This window comes from Chryseobacillus diguaensis, from assembly GCF_049220665.1.
GTDB lineage: Bacteria > Bacillota > Bacilli > Bacillales > Bacillaceae > Metabacillus_B.
Window position 1 is genome coordinate 93,646 of the sequence record NZ_JBMKNV010000001.1, and the last position, 17,326, is coordinate 110,971.

The 17,326-nt window shown below is 40.6% G+C and carries 15 protein-coding genes; 12 read left to right on the forward strand and 3 right to left on the reverse strand.

Annotation, left to right across the window (positions count from 1 at the left end):
- The first annotated feature begins 7 nt into the window (after positions 1-7).
- The 7 genes from ACOT8F_RS00485 to ACOT8F_RS00515 all read left to right on the forward strand — a co-directional run bounded on the left by ACOT8F_RS00485 (position 8) and on the right by ACOT8F_RS00515 (position 9,483).
- Positions 8-679, forward strand: coding sequence for a bifunctional 4-hydroxy-2-oxoglutarate aldolase/2-dehydro-3-deoxy-phosphogluconate aldolase (locus ACOT8F_RS00485; protein WP_421649595.1), 672 nt, complete (start codon positions 8-10; stop codon positions 677-679).
- 27 nt (positions 680-706) lie between these two features.
- Positions 707-2,038, forward strand: coding sequence for an ABC transporter substrate-binding protein (locus ACOT8F_RS00490; RefSeq protein WP_421649596.1), 1,332 nt, complete (start codon positions 707-709; stop codon positions 2,036-2,038).
- A gap of 124 nt (positions 2,039-2,162) precedes the next feature.
- Complete coding sequence (locus ACOT8F_RS00495; protein WP_421649597.1) at positions 2,163-3,122, forward strand: carbohydrate ABC transporter permease; 960 nt, start codon at positions 2,163-2,165, stop codon at positions 3,120-3,122.
- Positions 3,123-3,188: 66 nt separating this feature from the next.
- On the forward strand, positions 3,189-4,010 hold the full coding sequence (locus tag ACOT8F_RS00500; protein ID WP_421649598.1) for a carbohydrate ABC transporter permease: 822 nt from the start codon (positions 3,189-3,191) through the stop codon (positions 4,008-4,010).
- 136 nt (positions 4,011-4,146) lie between these two features.
- On the forward strand, positions 4,147-5,106 hold the full coding sequence (locus tag ACOT8F_RS00505; RefSeq protein ID WP_421649599.1) for a Gfo/Idh/MocA family protein: 960 nt from the start codon (positions 4,147-4,149) through the stop codon (positions 5,104-5,106).
- Positions 5,107-5,901: a sugar phosphate isomerase/epimerase family protein gene (locus ACOT8F_RS00510; protein ID WP_421649600.1), complete on the forward strand. Its 795-nt coding sequence runs from the start codon at positions 5,107-5,109 to the stop codon at positions 5,899-5,901.
- Positions 5,902-5,928: 27 nt separating this feature from the next.
- Positions 5,929-9,483 carry a heparinase II/III domain-containing protein gene (locus tag ACOT8F_RS00515; RefSeq protein ID WP_421649601.1) on the forward strand — a complete coding sequence of 1,185 codons (3,555 nt, stop codon included), beginning with the start codon at positions 5,929-5,931 and terminating at the stop codon, positions 9,481-9,483.
- 21 nt (positions 9,484-9,504) lie between these two features.
- Here ACOT8F_RS00515 and ACOT8F_RS00520 read toward each other — a convergent pair whose 3' ends face one another.
- Both ACOT8F_RS00520 and mreBH read right to left on the reverse strand, forming a co-directional pair.
- Positions 9,505-9,759, reverse strand: a complete 255-nt coding sequence (locus tag ACOT8F_RS00520; RefSeq protein WP_421649602.1) for an STAS domain-containing protein — start codon at positions 9,757-9,759, stop codon at positions 9,505-9,507.
- Between the two features lie 194 nt (positions 9,760-9,953).
- Positions 9,954-10,961 (reverse strand): rod-share determining protein MreBH, encoded by a 1,008-nt coding sequence (mreBH, locus tag ACOT8F_RS00525; protein WP_421650010.1) that lies wholly within the window; start codon positions 10,959-10,961, stop codon positions 9,954-9,956.
- Positions 10,962-11,335: 374 nt separating this feature from the next.
- On the opposite strand from mreBH, the gene ACOT8F_RS00530 reads away from it, so the two are divergent.
- The 5 genes from ACOT8F_RS00530 (at position 11,336) to ACOT8F_RS00550 (ending at position 16,181) form a co-directional block, all read left to right on the forward strand.
- The gene (locus ACOT8F_RS00530) at positions 11,336-12,532 is read left to right on the forward strand and encodes a macrolide family glycosyltransferase (RefSeq protein WP_421649603.1); all 1,197 of its coding nucleotides are present in this window, start codon (positions 11,336-11,338) and stop codon (positions 12,530-12,532) included.
- A 112-nt stretch (positions 12,533-12,644) separates the two neighbouring features.
- On the forward strand, positions 12,645-13,577 hold the full coding sequence (locus ACOT8F_RS00535; protein ID WP_421649604.1) for a DUF3298 and DUF4163 domain-containing protein: 933 nt from the start codon (positions 12,645-12,647) through the stop codon (positions 13,575-13,577).
- Between the two features lie 280 nt (positions 13,578-13,857).
- The gene (locus ACOT8F_RS00540; protein ID WP_421649605.1) at positions 13,858-14,160 is read left to right on the forward strand and encodes a hypothetical protein; all 303 of its coding nucleotides are present in this window, start codon (positions 13,858-13,860) and stop codon (positions 14,158-14,160) included.
- Between the two features lie 77 nt (positions 14,161-14,237).
- Positions 14,238-15,011, forward strand: coding sequence for an SDR family NAD(P)-dependent oxidoreductase (locus ACOT8F_RS00545; protein ID WP_421649606.1), 774 nt, complete (start codon positions 14,238-14,240; stop codon positions 15,009-15,011).
- Positions 15,012-15,155: 144 nt separating this feature from the next.
- The gene (locus ACOT8F_RS00550) at positions 15,156-16,181 is read left to right on the forward strand and encodes a Gfo/Idh/MocA family protein (RefSeq protein WP_421649607.1); all 1,026 of its coding nucleotides are present in this window, start codon (positions 15,156-15,158) and stop codon (positions 16,179-16,181) included.
- Between the two features lie 56 nt (positions 16,182-16,237).
- Here the strand turns inward: ACOT8F_RS00550 and ACOT8F_RS00555 are convergent, their stop codons facing one another.
- The gene (locus ACOT8F_RS00555; protein ID WP_421649608.1) at positions 16,238-17,164 is read right to left on the reverse strand and encodes an NAD(P)/FAD-dependent oxidoreductase; all 927 of its coding nucleotides are present in this window, start codon (positions 17,162-17,164) and stop codon (positions 16,238-16,240) included.
- Positions 17,165-17,326: the final 162 nt, after the last annotated feature.

A 17,326-nucleotide genomic window follows, 5' to 3' on the forward strand; every position in this document is an offset into this window, starting at 1 on the left:
TGGTGAAGTGATAGAATGCAAGGCTGAAAGCTTCGCCGAAAGAGGGGTTGTAGCTATTATCCGCGGGGTGACTGGGGAGGAACTTTTCAAACTCACAGATGCGCTTATCGCGGGAGGCATTCAGCTTATTGAATTGACCTTAGATACAAACGGCGCTTTTGGTCTTATTCAATTACTCGCGGAAAAGTACAGCCGAAAGGCCATGATAGGGGCAGGGACGGTGCTTGACGCCGATTCAGCTAAAGCGGCAATCCATAGCGGAGCAGAGTTTATTGTCTCACCGCACAGTGATGAAAAAATCATTTCTGCAGTGAAGAAAGAAGGTATGCTTTCCATTCCAGGAGCCTTTACTCCTTCTGAGATGATGGAGGCTTATCAGGCAGGTGCTGATTATATTAAGCTGTTTCCTGCAGGATATGCAGGGGCTGAGTACATCCGCCAAATTAGAACCCCGCTGCCGCACATTCCGATTTTAGCAACTGGCGGGATTCATTCGAAAAATATGGGAGACTTTTTGGAAGCTGGGGCAAATGCTTTAGGATTTGGCAGCAGTCTTTATACAGTAAATCTCTTAGCAAATAATGAGTTTGATAAAATTGCCTTTAATGCAAGGCAGCTCATTCAGCAATTTAGGAATAATCAGGAAAAAGGGAAAATCTATACAGTTTTAAATAACTGAAAATTTAAAAAAACGGGGGAACCACTCATGAAAATAAAAAAATGGGCAGGAATTGCACTCTCCTCGATGCTTGCAGCAAGTGTATTCCTTGGAGGCTGCAGCTCTTCATCCACTTCAGGCAAAAACGATAAAGTGGAATTAACTCTTGGCTACTATTCTTCAGGTTCTGTAGATGCCACGATGAATGAAATCATTTCCAAATTTGAAAAAGACAATCCTTCGATCAAGATAAAAACAGTAACGGCTCCTTATGGCCAGTTTTTCCAAAAGCTTGATACGCAAATTGCAGGGGGCAAACAGCCAGATCTCTGGCTTTCTGATGGAGTGCTAGTCTCTAAGTTCTCAGAGCGCGGCGCGATCAAAGATTTAACAAAGCATATTGATAAAGATCTGAAAAAAGAAGATTATTACGGTTTGGATTTTGATAAAGACAATAGCGGAAAATACTGGGGCGTTCCGTCTGGTATCCAGATTGGGGCACTCTTTTACAACAAAGATATGTTTGATAAAGCTAAGGTTCCTTATCCTACAAAGGATTGGACCTGGGATGACTTAAAGACTGCGGCCACAAAGCTTACAATTGACTCCAGCGGCAAAACAGCCGAAAATCCTGGCTTCAAAAAAGATGCAATTAAACAGTATGGCTATTCCTTCTTTAACATCACAGAAGGATGGTTCCCGATCCTGAAAGCATTTGGAGGCAGTGTGCTTGATCCAGCACTTGAAAAATCAGTTGTTAATTCACCGGAAAACAAAAAAGCGATTGATTGGATTGTCGATGGAATGAAAAAAGGCGTTATTATTGATCCTTCTGATCTTGAGAGCTTCCAAAGTCCATTCACGCCGTTTCCGAGCGGAAGTGCTGCAATGGTAACCGGAATTTATGTAAGAACACTCGCTGCCAATGAAGCAAAGCTGAACTATGATGTTGCTCCGCTGCCTAAAGGGCCTGACGGCAAGCGTTTTTCACCTGTTATCGCTAATTCCTGGGTGATCAGCAGCAAAACGGATGCAAAGAAAGAAGATGCAGCATGGAAATGGATTAAGAACTGGGCTACAAATGATGAGGTTCAGGCAAAGTGGGCCGCTTTAGGCGAGGCTGTGCCTGTCAAAAAATCCGTTGCGGCATCTGATAAGTTCTTAAAGTCAGGAACAAAACCTGAAAACAAGCAGGTTTTCCTTGATGCCTTCAACTATGCAGGAACACTTGATACAAATGCAGTTTGGACAGAATGGAACCAGAAGTTCACCGATACGGTTTACCCTGCTTTCAGAAATGAAACAACCGTTGATCAGGCATTAGTCAAAGCTGATAGTGAAATTCAAAAGGTGCTGGATGATTTTTATAAAAAGAAATAAGTCTTGAGTGATCAAGTCTTTGCTGACAGGCTCTTTTCCTTCAAGAAGGGGAAGAGCCCTGCTTCTAATTACTATTATTCCTGCAAGAAAATACTAAATCAGCAATCAGAAAAGAGTGATTTTTATGGAGCATCAAGTGAAAAAACAAGCATATGTCCTTCCTTCCATTTCCAAAAGGAAAAAAAGAAAGCTTTTTGGAAATGAAGGGAAGTGGGGACTGCTTATGGTCTCTCCATATTTGCTTCATTTTATCTTTATTGCCATCACGTTTGCAGCGTCATTGTACTTCAGCTTTACCCATTACGATTTATTGAATCCGCCTGAATTTGCAGGTACTGAAAACTATGAAAAGATGATCCATGAGCCATTGTTTTGGAAAGCATTTTGGAACACTATTTATTTCTCTTTGTTATTTGTACCATGTCAGACGATACTGGCACTCATCCTTGCCTCAGCCCTAAATCAGCAGCTGAAGGGTATAAAGCTGTTTCGGATGGCTCATTTCCTTCCTGTTATTTCATCATGGGCCGTCATCAATTATGTGGCAGATGCTATTTTTAATCCGAAATTTGGGCTGGCAAATAATTTTCTCGTTCAGCTCGGTCTGCCTGCTCAAAAATGGCTGAACGATGAAAAAATGGTTATCCCGCTTTTGGTGGCAGTTGCTGTCTGGAAGGGTGTAGGCTATATGATGGTCATCTTCCTTGCAGGATTGCAGAACATTTCCAATGAATTGTATGAAGCAGCTGACATTGATGGAGCAGGGACGTTCAGAAAGTTTACGAAGATCACCATGCCTCTTATTTCGGGAACCACCTTTCTAGTGCTTATTCTATCGACCATATCAACTTTTCAGGCATTTGAGCAAATTTATGTTATGACCGGCGGAACCTATGATATCAGCCAAATGGGAGGTCCAAACAATGCCAGTATGGTGCTGATGCTTTATTTGTACAGAGAGGGCTTTTCATTTTTGAATATGGGCTACGCTTCTGCCATTGCATGGTCTTTATTCATCATCCTGCTTGTTCTGACAGGGGTCCAGATGCTTGTACAAAAAAAATGGGTTTTTTACGACAAATAAGCTGGACATTTGAGTGAAGCAAATCGCAATTTTACGAACAATGAAACACAAAGAAAGGAGAAGAAAATGATGAAAAAAACAAAAAAATTATTTAGCTACATTTTAGTCACGATCAGCTCATTAATTATGATCCTGCCTTTTTTAACTGCCGTATTTAATTCACTTAAATCATTTCAGCAATACACAAAGGTTCCTCCTGATTGGCTGCCAAACCCTGTGAAATGGAGTAATTACCCTGACGTTCTTCAGTTGTCTAACTTCGGGCAGTTTACCCTAAACAGTATAATTGTATCGATTTTGTCCATCATCGGTGCAATTTTGTCGAGCTCCATGATCGCCTATGCTTTTGCAAGATTGCAATTTCCATTCAGAAATTCTTTATTTGTCATCGTTCTCGGTACGATGATGATCCCCCCAGTTGTCACCATTATTCCGCAGTTTATTATTTTTAAGCAGCTTGGAATGCTGGATACTCTGACGCCGTTATGGATATTAGAGTGGGTCGGCCAGCCTTTTGGAATTTTCCTCATGAGGCAAGCCTTTATGAACATCCCGAAGGATTATGAAGAGGCTGCAAAGCTAGATGGGTGCAATCCTTTTCAAACGTTTTGGAAAATATTTATTCCTATGGCGAAACCCCATCTTGCCACTCTTGCTATCTTTACATTTATGTCCAAATGGAATGAAATTCTTGGACCTTCGATTTTTCTTACATCAAAAGAAAATTTCACCTTGCCTCTTGGAGTCCTTTCACTTGGAGGCCAATGGTATGGGAATGAGCAATACATGATAGCTGCAGCCCTGATGAGTCTTTTGCCGATTCTTATCGTGTTTCTGTTTGCGGAAAAGTATTTTGTCAGAGGAGCAAATTCCTCAGGTATTAAATAAAGGTCCTTTACTTGAAAGAAAAATCGCATTCTTTTAAGAAAAGACGCCGTGAAGCTTATCTTTATGCATGTTCTAAACCGATACAATAGCAGTAATCTCTTCAAAAACAGCCTTTACTAGAGGAGTGATGGTACTTGTGAAGATTAAAACGGCCATTATTGGAACAGGCGCCATCTATCCTTTTCATGAAGAAGGATTAACAAAACAGGGCAGCTATACCTTATCGGCTGTCTGTGATCAAAACATAAGCATAAGAGAGATTTTTCGCAAGAGAGGAATACCGTTTTACAGTGATTATGCTGAGATGTTAATAAAGGAAAAACCTGATTTAGCTGTCATTTGCCTGCCGCATTACTTGCATAAGCCTGCTGCAGAAGTATGCATCAGGGCAGGGTGCCACGTTTTGCTTGAGAAACCGATGGCTATGAATACAGCTGAATGTGATAGTCTAATTGAACTTGCAGAGAAAAAAGGAGTTAGAATTTTTGTCGCGCATACCCAAAAATATAAACCGGAAATTCAAGCGGCAAAAAAGATTATGGAGGAAGGTAGACTGGGAAGCCTTATTGGAATTGCTGACCGCCGGTACCTTTCCTATTACCGTCCCGATAGACCAAAATGGTTCATGGATCCGGAAAAATCAGGCGGCGGTATTTTAATGAACCTGGGAGGACACAGTCTTGAGCGGCTCCTTTTCCTTACAGGGGAAGAATTCAGGTGCCTGAAAGCCTTTTTTTCACCAGCCGGAAAAGAGATAGAATCGGCAGCCTCCCTCCAAATGGAAACAGTCAGCGGTGTACCGGTATTTGTTGTATTAAATGGCTATTCAGATTTCTATTTGGAAGAGACCGAGCTTCTTTTTACAGGCGGATCGATCAAAATTGAAATTCAGAAAAAGGTATCGGTATCAAATAGTGAAGGTTATCAGGAGATTTTGTATTCTGACAGTCATCCTTTTCATTCTTTATACAACGAAATTTATGAGGTGCTTTCTTCTAATAAAAGCTCTCTTCAAGGATTGCAGGCAAGAAAAATTGTCAGTCTTATAGAAAAAGCCTATCAATCAGCACTATCAGGAGAGAGGGTCTTGTTATAAATGAAAGCGTTATCTATAAGTCTTTGTTCAACAGGATTTAAATCAGTTTCATTTAATGACGTTATTCAAACAGCAGGAGATTTGAATCTGGATGGTGTTGAATGGTGGAGCGGGCACCTAAAAAGCTGCAATATTCAGGAAGTAAAAACCCTTATGAAAAAACATCATCTCTTAACTCCTGCAGTAAGTGAATACGCCAATTTTTCTGCAGGAACATCCGCATGCGAACAAGATGTCCTGCGGCTTAAGAGTGCAATAGAGCTTGCAGCTTTTTTAGAAGCTCCTATGGTTCGTGTGTTTGCTGGCCATGTATCAAGCTCTGAAGCCTCCTCCACCGAATGGGAGCTAGCCGTTCAAGCACTGAAAGAAGTTTGTATAGCGGGTCTCGCAAAAAATGTGCTCATTGCAGTTGAAACACATAACAACACTTTTGCTGACTGTGACCCGGCTATTCAAAAACTCTTAAAGGAGGTGAATCATCAAAGCTTATGCCTGATTTATGATCCATTTAATTTCCTCGTTGCCAAAGAGAATCCTTTTGCTGTTCTTGATTCTTGCTATTCAAAAATCAAACATGTTCATATGAAAAATTTTTTTTGGAACCATTCAGATTGGAATAAAAGTGAGGAAACTGTGCTCTTTAGCGGGGACCTTGATCAAAAAGCTGTGTTTTCGCGGCTTCTAGAAAAAAAGTACTGCGGTTTTTATTCAATGGAATATTTCGGAGAAAATAAAGTTCGACTCATACATGAATCAGCGCTTCTGGTCCAACAATATAAAGAGAAAAACCTGTGAGTGGGCTAAAAAGGGCTGGGAATACAAATGGCAAAATTGGTTTGCCTTGTGATGATGTTTTTTGCTTTTTGGGTCATCTTTTTCACCCCAATAACATTAGCAAAAGATGGGGAAGAAGACACTTTGCTTATTCAGGATTTTGAAAATATGACCTTTGGCAAAGGTCTTGTACAAGAGAATTCAGTTGTCCATCAGGGAATACAGGCTGCAAGGTGGAATATTTGTTCTTCGGGAACTAATTGCACGAAAGCTGTTGACTTAACAGACATTCCACACGATTGGAGCGGTTATGAAACACTTGATATGTGGATTTACTCAGAATCTCCGACAAACAGCCGTACTTATGTTGTCCTGTATTCTGATAACGAGCAAACGCCTCAGCTTGATTATTACATCAGCTCCTTCAATGTAACCTGGCAAGGATGGAAAAAAGTCAGCATCCCATTTTTCTCCTTCAAGGAAGGATATTCTCCTAAAGGTTTTGCCAAAATCGATCAGCTGCGTTTTCACACCTCCTGGTACGGAGAAACACCAAACCCAAATACAAAGCTTGTTTTTGATCAAATAACAGCAGGATACAGTCAAGCATCAGATGAACTTCCTATTGATGGCTTTGAGGATGCGAGAAAATGGACTTCTATTACAGAAGATTCAACTCATGTGAAAGAAGGCCTGTTCAGCGGGAAATGGCAAGGAATCGATTCCAAAAAAACAGTGGTTTCGACAGCTATTCCGCATGATTGGTCCAATTATGACAAAATGGACCTTTGGATGTATTCAGAAAAAGTAACAGGCACGCCACTATACGTTATTCTGGATTCGGATAATCCAGAGACAGAAGGGCTTGATTATTATCTTGCCGCCATAAAAGCCGATTGGACCGGCTGGAAGCATGTTACACTAGGGAAGGATCAATTTACTCCCTCGAGAAAACCGCTTGGCTTTCAAAATATAAAAAAACTAACCTTTCACTCACAATGGTACAGTGATCAAAAACCAGATCCAGCAACAGTGGTCTATCTGGATGATTTGCGGCTTGTGAAGGAATCGTTTCAAATTTTTCCTCAGGAAATTCATAAGCTTGCAGCTGCAGGTTCAGAAGTCGCTTATGACTTAACCATTACAAATAAGGCAAATGAAACCGATCATTATTCTGTGAACATTCCTGATGAGTTAAAAGACAGGCTGACCGCAGATTTTCCGGAGGGGGATTTAAAGCCGGGAGAAGAAAAAAACCTGGTTTTAACCTATCGCGTACCTGAAAACGCAATTGCAGGGGATGAAGAAAACATGACGATATCCTTTCTTTCCAGGCTTAAGCTTGGGGCCAGCTTTCAAGTGAAGCTTTCGAGCAAAACAGCTGCCTTTGTTCCTTCTGAATATGAGAGGCCTAAATCACTTATTTCCAAACAAGAGCTGGAGCGGGCAAAAGTGAGGATCAGTTCTTATAAGTGGGCAGAAGATAATTGGAATGGTCTTCGGGAGGAAGCGGATAAATGGCTTAACGCGGATACTTCCGTTCTGAACCAGCCAGGCGGGCACGGAATGTGGTTTTTATGTGAAGACAGTTCCAAGCTTCAGTATGACCCGAACAGCCCGCATCGCCACTATTGCCCATCAGAAAAAAAATATTATGAGGGTGATTCCTATGACGCCGGTTGGCGGTACTACAGGCATAATGAAATCATTAAAGCAGCAAGGTCTCTTGCAGTCGCATATGCCATTAGCGGTGAAAAGAAATATGCCGAAAAAGCTGCTGCTATTCTAAAAGGCTATGCTGATCGCTATCCTAATTTTTCAAAGCAGGCAAGAGGCGGCAGACTTTATTGGCAAACACTTGATGAAGCTGTCAGCATGATTGATCTTGCTTACACATATGATCAGCTTTATGATAGCCCTGTTTTGTCAAATGCAGATAAAGTCAATATAGAAATGAATCTGCTTAGACCTTCAGCTCAAACGATCAGTGAATATGATATGGGACGCTCCAATTGGCAGGCATGGCATGATACAGCAATCGGCGTTATAGGCTTTACTCTTTCTGATCAAAATCTCATTGATTTTGCTATTGACGGTGTACATGGCTTTCATTATTTGATGAAGGAGAGCGTTCTCTCTGATGGGTTCTGGTGGGAAGGGTCCATTGCCTACCATATGTATGCCTTAAGAGCACTTCAAAATCTTGCAGACGCAGCTCATACGTGGGGGATTGATCTTTATTCAGATCCTTCCTTAAAGAAAATGTATGATCTGCCTTTGGATTATGCTTACCCGAATTTCGGTCTCCCTTTTAACAATGATGGCGGAACGTACGGGAGCTCGCTCCTTGATCCGGTAACTCAAAAAGGGAATTTTGATTATGAAGGGGCCTATCTTGCTTATCATGATCCGAAATTTGCCTGGCTGCTGACTGAAAAATATAAACAAACACCAAGAGCGGGAGAGTATGCTTTGTTAAAAGGCGATGACAGTATCAATACCAATGGATCGTATGAATGGATGAGCAGGAACTTTGAAGGAGCTGGACAGAGCGAACTAAGAAACGAAAGCCTTTTTGCCCTAATGGATTACGGGCCATATGGAGGATCTCATGGTCATCCCGATAAGCTTCATCTTGATTTATTTGCAGACAATGAAGCGTTTGCTCCAGATTTTGGAACCCCAAGCTACGGGCATGTTCTTTATACCGGCTGGTATAAGCAAACAGCCAGTCATAACACGGTAACGGTTGATGGAGCTTCTCAAAAAGAAGTATCAGGAAACCTGGAACAATTTATAGGAGGCACGAACCTTCAAGTAATGAAGGCGAGTGCGGATGAAGCCTATCCAGGTGTCAAATACAGCAGGGCCATTTTAATGTGGGATCAGCTATTGCTTGACGTATTTAAAACAGAAGATACCGGGACAATTCATCAATATGACTGGATTTTCCATGGACTTGGGGACTTTCAAGCGAATCTTGATTTGACAGATCGCCATTCTGCTATCGGGGAAAAGAACGGCTATCAATATTTTTCTGAACCGAAAAGCGCATATACTCAAAATGGTTTCCATGCAGAATGGGAACTGAATGGGAAAAAGCTGCAAATGGCAGCTATTCAAAACGGAATTGAAGAGGCCATTGTTGCGAAAGGCCCTGGACCTTCAAGTGAGCCTGAAAAACGTTCTTCGGTACTTCTGCAGCGTCAAAATGGCGAAAAGGGATTATTTGAGAATGTTTTTTATGCAGGCATTGACCCGCTTCAAGCTGTGAAAGTAGATGACAGCACCTATAAAATTACACACGGCATGATCACGGACTATATTTTTTATAATCCTGATGCCGTGGATGGACAGATTCTTGCTGCTAAAGCTTCTGTGTTTAAAAATAAGCCGAATCCCTTTGGCAAATTAAAGTCTTTGTCAGCAGATGGAGGAACAATTCTAATCAGGCTTAAATCAAAAGAAGTTCTCCCTGGAACAAGTTTTCTTCTAAAAGGCCATGTTCAGGCAGAGATTGAAGGTGTGAAAACCCGAGTATCGAGCCAAGGTGAATATACTATACTCGATGCAACTGACTCGCCTGAATACGGCAGCGAATAAAGGAAGTTTGAAAATCATTGTTTAAAAGAGGCTGATAAACCCCTGGTTTTTCAGCCTCTTTCTTGTTGTCCCGCTTCTTCTTTTGTTTGCAATCACAGCCATAAAGTTCCTTATATTTGAAAATCCGCTGACAAGTTCAGAGGAAGTGGATAGGATCAGTTCAGATGAAACGCCAGTTAAAATCAGCTCAGTACCCATTAAAGAAAGCACTTGAAATAACTTAAGAAGGATCACAACTTCATCCTGCTCTACACGATACAGACCTGTTAAATCCACAATGAGGTCTTCCTGAAACATTACCTTATAAACAAGACGAAATTCCGCTGCACAATTATATAGAAAAGCATGCTGGAAAAACCATTTTTGCAATTTCATAATCTAATAATAAAAGACCGTCTAAAAATGATCAGTTTTGTCGAATAGTATTTAAAAAAAGCGGCCAGTGCAGACCGCTTTTTCCTTTACAAAAATTATCTTGCTGCTTTTTGCAGCTTGTGAATAACGGATAGAGATCGCCCAGTTCCGATCGCTACGGATTCAAGAGGGCTAGGAGCCAAATGAACAGGAACGACAATTTCCTCGCTGAGCCAATCTTGTATGCCATTCAATAGCGCACCGCCGCCTGTTAAAATAACTCCGCGGTCAACAATATCACCGCTTAGTTCTGGAGGGCAGTCTTCAAGTGTAGCACGAATGGCTTCAAGGATATGAAGCAAAGATTCTTTCATCGCCTGCTGAATTTCAGTGGAATGAAGTTCAATGGTCTTTGGCAAACCTGTGACGAGGTCACGTCCTCGAACCTCCATGGAAAGCTCATCATGATCGCATAGAGCATAGCCAATTTCAATCTTAATTTGTTCAGCAGTACGTTCGCCAATTAAGAGATTATACTTTTTTCGAACGTATGTAACAATATCCTCGTCCAGCTGATCTCCGCCGATACGGATGCTATGGCAAGAAACAACGCCTCCAAACGAAATGATGGCAACCTCTGTAGTACCGCCGCCGATATCAACAACTACGTTTGCTACAGGCTCTTCTACTGGCAGGTCTGCTCCGATGGCAGCTGCTACAGGTTCTTCAATAAGATGAACAATCTTGGCTCCGCAATTTTTTACTGCATCGTGGATTGCTCTTCGTTCAACCGATGTTGAGCCGCTAGGCGTACAAACAACAACACTTGGTTTGCGAATGGAAAATCCAAGACTTTTACCCGCTTTTTTCATAATCTGTTTCAGCATTTCAGTTGTAATATCATAGTCAGCGATAACTCCATCTTTTAATGGACGGATCGCAACGATTTTTCCTGGAGTTTTACCAATCATGTTTTTTGCTTCTGCCCCAACTGCAAGGACGGTTTTCGTTTCAGTATCAATGGCTACAACAGATGGTTCATTTAAAACAATTCCCTTATTTTTGCTATATACAAGCGTATTGGCAGTCCCAAGGTCAATTCCGATTTCACTATTAGAAAACATATACTTCACCCATTCTTTATAGAGTTCGAGTCTCATATAATCGTTCTCCTTATTATGTCGATTTTTGGGGGTATGTTGCAATGGTATAGAATGGGAAAGAGGGCTTACATGAAAAATGATTCAAAGGTTCCGGTTCATTTGAATGAGACTTTCTCATATTTATCAGGGATTTCTCACATGTTTTAGGTAAAATAGACTACTAAAAATCTATTCTAAAAGTCTCTAAAATATTTTAATAATTCTATTAAAGCCATAATGATGAACATTTGATGAACATTAGCTGTTTTCACCCAGCCTCCTCCTATCGGCTCTTTTTAAAAATTTCTTAAATAGCTATGTTTAAGTTAGGTAAAAAGATTAAGGGAGGCAAAAAAATGTCCAGCATTTTGATAGTGAATTTTCCTGCTGAAGGCCATATTAACCCAACGCTTCCGGTCGTGAATGAGATGACCAGCCGCGGTGATGTGGTGTATTACATTACACCGGAAGATTACCGGCAGAAAGCAGAAAGTGTGGGGGCTAAAGTCGTCCCTCATAAAAATCTTTTAAAAGAAATGAATCCTATGGAGAAAAACCGGAACGTTCACCAATTTCTTCAGCTTCATATGAGAATGGCTTATGACATTTTAAGTGTTGTGCGGGATCTAGCAGGAGAAATTACATTTGATTATCTTTTTGCAGATACTTTCGGGGCGGGACTGCTTGTCAGAGATTACCTTAACATTCCGTTTATTGCATCTCACAGCTCTTTTGCAAAGACAGCAGAAGCTTTTAAAAAAATGGTGCAGGCTGGCAGCGGGCCAATGTTAGTGGAACCAATCCCGGAGATACTTGAAGAAAACGGCCGTATAATGGGTGCTATTGAAAAAGAATTTGGAGTAGTAGCAGAAGATCCGTTTCAGTTTATGGCAAACGTATCAGATTTAAACATTGTGTATACCAGTAAGTATTTTCAGCCGAATGGAAAAGCATTTGACGAATCATTTGTTTTTATAGGCCCTTCCGTTAATCCCCGCAAAACGCCACATAATTTTCCTTTAGAGAAGCTTGAAAACAAAAAAGTTTTGTACATCTCAATGGGAACGGTTGTTCAGGGAAGTATTGAATTCTTCCAATTGTGTATGGAAGCTTTCAGGAATTTTCAAGGGATTGTTGTCATTGCTGCAGGAAGATCAACCAACATTGAAGATCTAGGGGATATGCCGGATCATTTTATTGTACATCATTATGTTCCTCAGCTTGAAATTTTGAGCTGTGCAGATGTCTTTATTACACATGGAGGAATGAACAGTACGAATGAAGGGCTATATTTTGAAGTCCCGCTTGTCGTGATACCGCATATGGCAGATCAGCCGATGGTGGCAGCAAGAGTAGAAGAAATGAAAGCAGGAATGAAGATTATGCCTGATGACTTATCTGCTGAAAAATTAAGCGAAGCAGTTGAAAAAGTATTATCTGATCCGGAATTTAAAAAAAATGCAAAAGAAATTTCCGCTACTTTTAAAGAATCAGGCGGGCCGAAAAAAGCTATTCAGGCCATCGATGATTTTATGGAAATGAAAGAAAAATAATCAAAATATGTAAAAATTTGCAACTATTTTGATGCCTCTTTCGTCAAATCATATAAATAGGCTAAAAAAACCCTATTTTCTATTTTCAAAATCAATATTAGGGGATGGAACAATGAAAAAAACAATGGCAGTTTTATTGGCAGCAGGTGTGGTTTTTGGGGCAGCTCCGCATCAAACGGTGCTGGCTTCTTCCACATGGGGAAGTGGTGAACTGAAAAAAGGACAAATTGGAAAAGTGACCGCGTTAGCAGATGCAGCGATTTATACGAAATCAGGAAGTTCATGGTCTCAAGTCTATAAAATGAAAAAAGGTCAGGTGTCACGAGTTTACACAAACCGGGATGGCTTTTACGGTCTTGGCGGAGGCAAATTTGTTAAAAGCAGTTCAGCTGTCAAATATGAAACCCCTTCTAAGTCCCGTTATGAGGCATTGAATGGAGTAAAGGTTGTTAAACATCAGTTTAAAGATGCTCCTATTACGTACGCACAGGTAACAGGTGCTGCAAACCCTGAAGCAGAGAAAAAAATCAATGCATTCCTTTATAAAGAAGCTGAAAAAGATTATGCATTTTATCTTAAGTTTAAACAAACAGAAGAACAGGATAAAAAGCAATGGGAAAAAGACGGGAAGCCTTATGAATGGCGCCCTTACGAATACGAAGGAACGTTTGAGATCCATTTCAATCAAAACCATTTGCTGAGTGTCGTTAATTACAGCTATCAGTATATGGGCGGAGCTCATGGTATGACAGCTGCCAATGCATTGAACTTTAATACCCTAAATGGAAGTCAGTTTCAATTATCTGACGTAATTCATAATAAATTTAAAACTGTTCAGCAATATGTTGTGACGGATTTAAAAAATCAGCATGACAAAAAGCAAAATGGCATTGAGCTTTCAGCACTAAAAACTGTCAGAATCACAAACAATTCCACTTGGACTTTTGACCGAAAAGGAATTAAAATCATTTTTGGAGAATATGAAGTTGCTCCATATGCGGCAGGAATGCCAGTAAGCATTGTTCCGATGTCGGTTTATCAATAATTTTCCAGGAAAAGCGCTGAAAATAGTCAGCGCTTTTTTGTATTAGCGCATAAACCTAGTATTCCGTGCATAACTGCTTGAGGCCGCGCATAAACCTTTGGAACCGCTTATAACCTGTGCATAAAAACCAAAAAGCTGTGCATAAATGCCAAGAAGCTGTGCATAAAGGCCAAAAAGCTGTGCATAAATCTTTTAAACTAGCGCATAAAGCGAGAAATTTTATAATTAAGAGTTCAATTGCCCTCATAAACGATAAAAATGGCTTAAGCGGAGGAACAAAATGTTTAATGTATTTGGAACACTGCTTGATGTAGCGGAACCTATTGTAGAAATTATATTTGGAATAAGAAAGAGAAAAAAAGTGAACGATGAACTAGTCGAGAAGCACCTTTTTGGCGATGGCTGGTTTCTTAAACTATATGAAAATCCTGTTTATTACGATCAATTCATTAGCAATAGCAGGGTTAGAAAATACATCGAAGACAGAGTGACAGTGGAAGGCATGATTTTTGAGAAAAAGAAACGTAATATGCTTATTAAGGTGCTGGATAAAGAAATCCATAGAATGAAAAAGTCCTCTTAGCCTTAGGCAAAAAAATTCGGCATCGATATTCGAAATGCTAGAATGAATGGGAAAGATACATAGAAAGGGATGATAAAATGTTTTTGCCATCTTTCAAGCTTGAAGGGAAAAAAGCCCTTATCACAGGAGGCGGCAGAGGAATTGGCCGTGCCATTGCCATCGGGTTTGCCGAAGCTGGAGCTGATGTAATTCTTTTATCCCGTACGTTGAATGACCTGGAAGAAGTGAAAGGGAAAATAGAAGAATTTGGCCGCAAAGCATGGATTTACCAAACCGATGTAACAATCAGAGAAGATGTTGCAAATGCTGTTAAGCGCGCCAAAGGTGATGCAGGAAATATTGATATCCTAGTGAACAATGCCGGTATGAATATTAGGACCCCGGCTCTGGATGTATCCGATGAAGAATGGGACCAAATCATGAATACCAATTTGAAATCTGCTTTTATGGTATCTCAAGAGGTCGGTGCGTCAATGAAGGAGCAAGGCTCTGGCGGCCGCATTATCAATATCTCTTCAGTTGCAGGGCTTATGGCTTTAAGAACCGGAATTGCTTATGGTGCCACTAAAGCAGCCTTAATTCAAATGACAAAGGTTTTGGCATTTGAATGGGGAAAATACAATATTAACGTCAATGCAATCGGACCATGGTATTTTGAAACGCCATTAACTGAAGCACTCCTGCAAAATAAGGAGTATGTAAATGATATTCTTTCTGTAACTCCTTTGAAAAGAATTGGACAGCTTCCTGAACTAGTAGGACCTGCTGTATTTTTGGCATCTGACGCATCCAGCTATATATCCGGTCAAACCGTTTTTGTAGACGGAGGAATGACCATTAACGGATTTTAAGTGCATATTGTAAAACCCGAAAGGTCTTCACTTGTCAGGCTTTCTCTTAAAGCATACTATTTAATAGAATAGTCTAAAAACATTAGCTGGTTTTCATTAAACCCTGATTAAAGCGAAACAGATATACAAAGGAGATGAAAAAGAATGATTCAAACAGCTTTATTCAGTAAATGGCACGTTCATGCAGTAGAATATGCCCTAATGGCAGAAGAAAATGAATTGCTTCAGATCAAGCTTGTATGGGACGAAGACGAAGAGAGAGGCAAGAAATGGGCACAAGAACTGGGTGTGCCTTTTGTAAAAGAGCTGGCCGAGGTGTTTTCCAATTCTGAAATTGAGGCAGTTATTGTGAACACTCCAACAATAATGCATAAAGACATCATTTTAGCAGCTGCCAAAAGTAAAAAACATATTTTTACAGAAAAAGTGTTAGCGCTTACGGTAGAAGAGTGTGATGAAATTTTGAAAGCTGTTGAAGAGAATGGCGTGAATCTTATGGTCTCTTTGCCAAGATTAACGTTCCCTTATTACTTATATGCTCAAAACACTGCAGATCAAGGATTGCTCGGGAAAATTACAAGGATCCGCTGCAGGGTTGCACATAATGGGGCAGTGCCAAGTGATGCCAATCCTAATGGCTGGCTTCCCGCACATTTTTATAAAAAAGAACAATGCGGAGGGGGAGCTCTTATCGATCTTGGCGCTCATCCAATTTATTTAACGAACAGGCTTGGGGGTGAGGCTAAATCAGTGATGGCTCACTTTCAATATACATATGGACACGAAGTGGAAGATAATGCTTCAGTCCTGGTAGAGTATCAATCCGGAGCTGTGGGCTTGATCGAAACAGGTTTTGTTTCATACGGCAGTCCTTTTATGCTTGAGATTAACGGAACAGAAGGCACACTTCTGATAGAAGATGACCAAATACGGCTAAAAAGTCTTCATTTATCAGCAGAAGAATGGTTCATTCCTGACAACTTGCCTGCCAGATTGCCGATGCCGATGGAACAATGGGTAAGGTCAATAAACGGGGAAGAAATGCCATCTATGAGCAATGAGGATTTTAGAAATTTAACATTGATAAATGAAGCTGCAGCTTTGTCTGCAGAGATTGGCCGAAGAGTCAGTATAGAAGAAATCGAAAAACAAAGGTTAAAATCGTTCTAAATTTCTTCAGCAGCAAATGACGCTTAGGAACTGCTCCTAAGCGTTTATCATTTTAGCTAAGTATGCAAAGCCCTTTCCCAATCTTCTTTAATCATATCATGGTCAATAGCAACGCCGGCTTCATAGCCTTCTCCTGCAGCGCCTATGAGAGATGTAAAAGCGTTTTTGGCATCTCCAATAACAAAAAGGCCTTCCATGTGAGTTAGTCCATGGGCAATCGTTTCGTACCCTCCTTTATGTGTCAAGTGAATGCCTAAATCATCAGGGATATTGCTAGCTTGGCGCTGTCCGGAATCTTGAACAAAGCCAAATTTCCGCGGTATTTCTTCACCGGTTTTCAAAACTACTTTTTCAAGCATCCCGTCTTTGGATACAAGCATTGAAACAGGACTTTCAAAAAGCTTGATTCCTCGTGTTTCGAGGTCTATCCTCTGTTTGTCTGAAAGTTCACCTTCTCCGTTTGTAAAAACAATAAGATCCTTGCTTAAGTTCCAGATGATGGCTGTAAATTGAATGAGATGTTTCCCGTGTCCAAAAACTGCAAGCGGCATTTCCTGATGCTCCCAGCCATCGCAATAAGGACATGTAAAGACCGATTTACCATATGTCTCTTGAAGGCCGGGAATTTGAGGCAAATGATCCTTCATCCCAGTAGCTATGATGACTCTCCTGCTGTAGATCATTTTTCCGTCTTTTGTATGAGAGAGAAAAAGATCTCCCTTCTTTTCGATCTTTTCTACATAATCTTTAGCCATTTCTACTTGCTTATACTTGGATATCTCTTCCTTCGCTAATGACCTTAGCTTCATTGGCTCAATTCCATCCCTTGTTAAAAAACCATGTGAATGCTTGACGACGGCGTTTCTGGGCTTTTCATCGTCAATTACCATGACTTTTCTTCTTGCGCGGCCAAGCACAAGGGCAGCACTAAGACCAGCCGGGCCTCCTCCAGCAATCAAAACATCTACCTGATGGCTTTCCATTTCTATCCCTCCGTTCCATACAATACCTAACCTTAATCATTACCCATTTCATTCGATTAAAATCAGTCTAATGGTACATTGAGGATGGCTCCTCATTTTTCTGTAATGATTTGCTATAATCATGTACGGGTAAAGTAGTAGAAAGATCAAATAAACTAGGGG

What these genes read in the sequence shown, in the direction of transcription:
- ACOT8F_RS00515 (WP_421649601.1), top strand. Translation starts at nt 5,929, where the DNA reads ATGGCAAAATTGGTTTGCCTTGTGATGATGTTTTTTGCTTTTTGGGTC.
- ACOT8F_RS00535 (WP_421649604.1), top strand. Translation starts at nt 12,645, where the DNA reads ATGAAAAAAACAATGGCAGTTTTATTGGCAGCAGGTGTGGTTTTTGGG.
- ACOT8F_RS00555 (WP_421649608.1), bottom strand. Translation starts at nt 17,164, where the DNA reads ATGGAAAGCCATCAGGTAGATGTTTTGATTGCTGGAGGAGGCCCGGCT.
- mreBH (WP_421650010.1), bottom strand. Translation starts at nt 10,961, where the DNA reads ATGTTTTCTAATAGTGAAATCGGAATTGACCTTGGGACTGCCAATACG.
- ACOT8F_RS00550 (WP_421649607.1), top strand. Translation starts at nt 15,156, where the DNA reads ATGATTCAAACAGCTTTATTCAGTAAATGGCACGTTCATGCAGTAGAA.
- ACOT8F_RS00495 (WP_421649597.1), top strand. Translation starts at nt 2,163, where the DNA reads ATGGAGCATCAAGTGAAAAAACAAGCATATGTCCTTCCTTCCATTTCC.
- ACOT8F_RS00545 (WP_421649606.1), top strand. Translation starts at nt 14,238, where the DNA reads ATGTTTTTGCCATCTTTCAAGCTTGAAGGGAAAAAAGCCCTTATCACA.
- ACOT8F_RS00540 (WP_421649605.1), top strand. Translation starts at nt 13,858, where the DNA reads ATGTTTAATGTATTTGGAACACTGCTTGATGTAGCGGAACCTATTGTA.
- ACOT8F_RS00510 (WP_421649600.1), top strand. Translation starts at nt 5,107, where the DNA reads ATGAAAGCGTTATCTATAAGTCTTTGTTCAACAGGATTTAAATCAGTT.
- ACOT8F_RS00530 (WP_421649603.1), top strand. Translation starts at nt 11,336, where the DNA reads ATGTCCAGCATTTTGATAGTGAATTTTCCTGCTGAAGGCCATATTAAC.
- ACOT8F_RS00490 (WP_421649596.1), top strand. Translation starts at nt 707, where the DNA reads ATGAAAATAAAAAAATGGGCAGGAATTGCACTCTCCTCGATGCTTGCA.
- ACOT8F_RS00500 (WP_421649598.1), top strand. Translation starts at nt 3,189, where the DNA reads ATGATGAAAAAAACAAAAAAATTATTTAGCTACATTTTAGTCACGATC.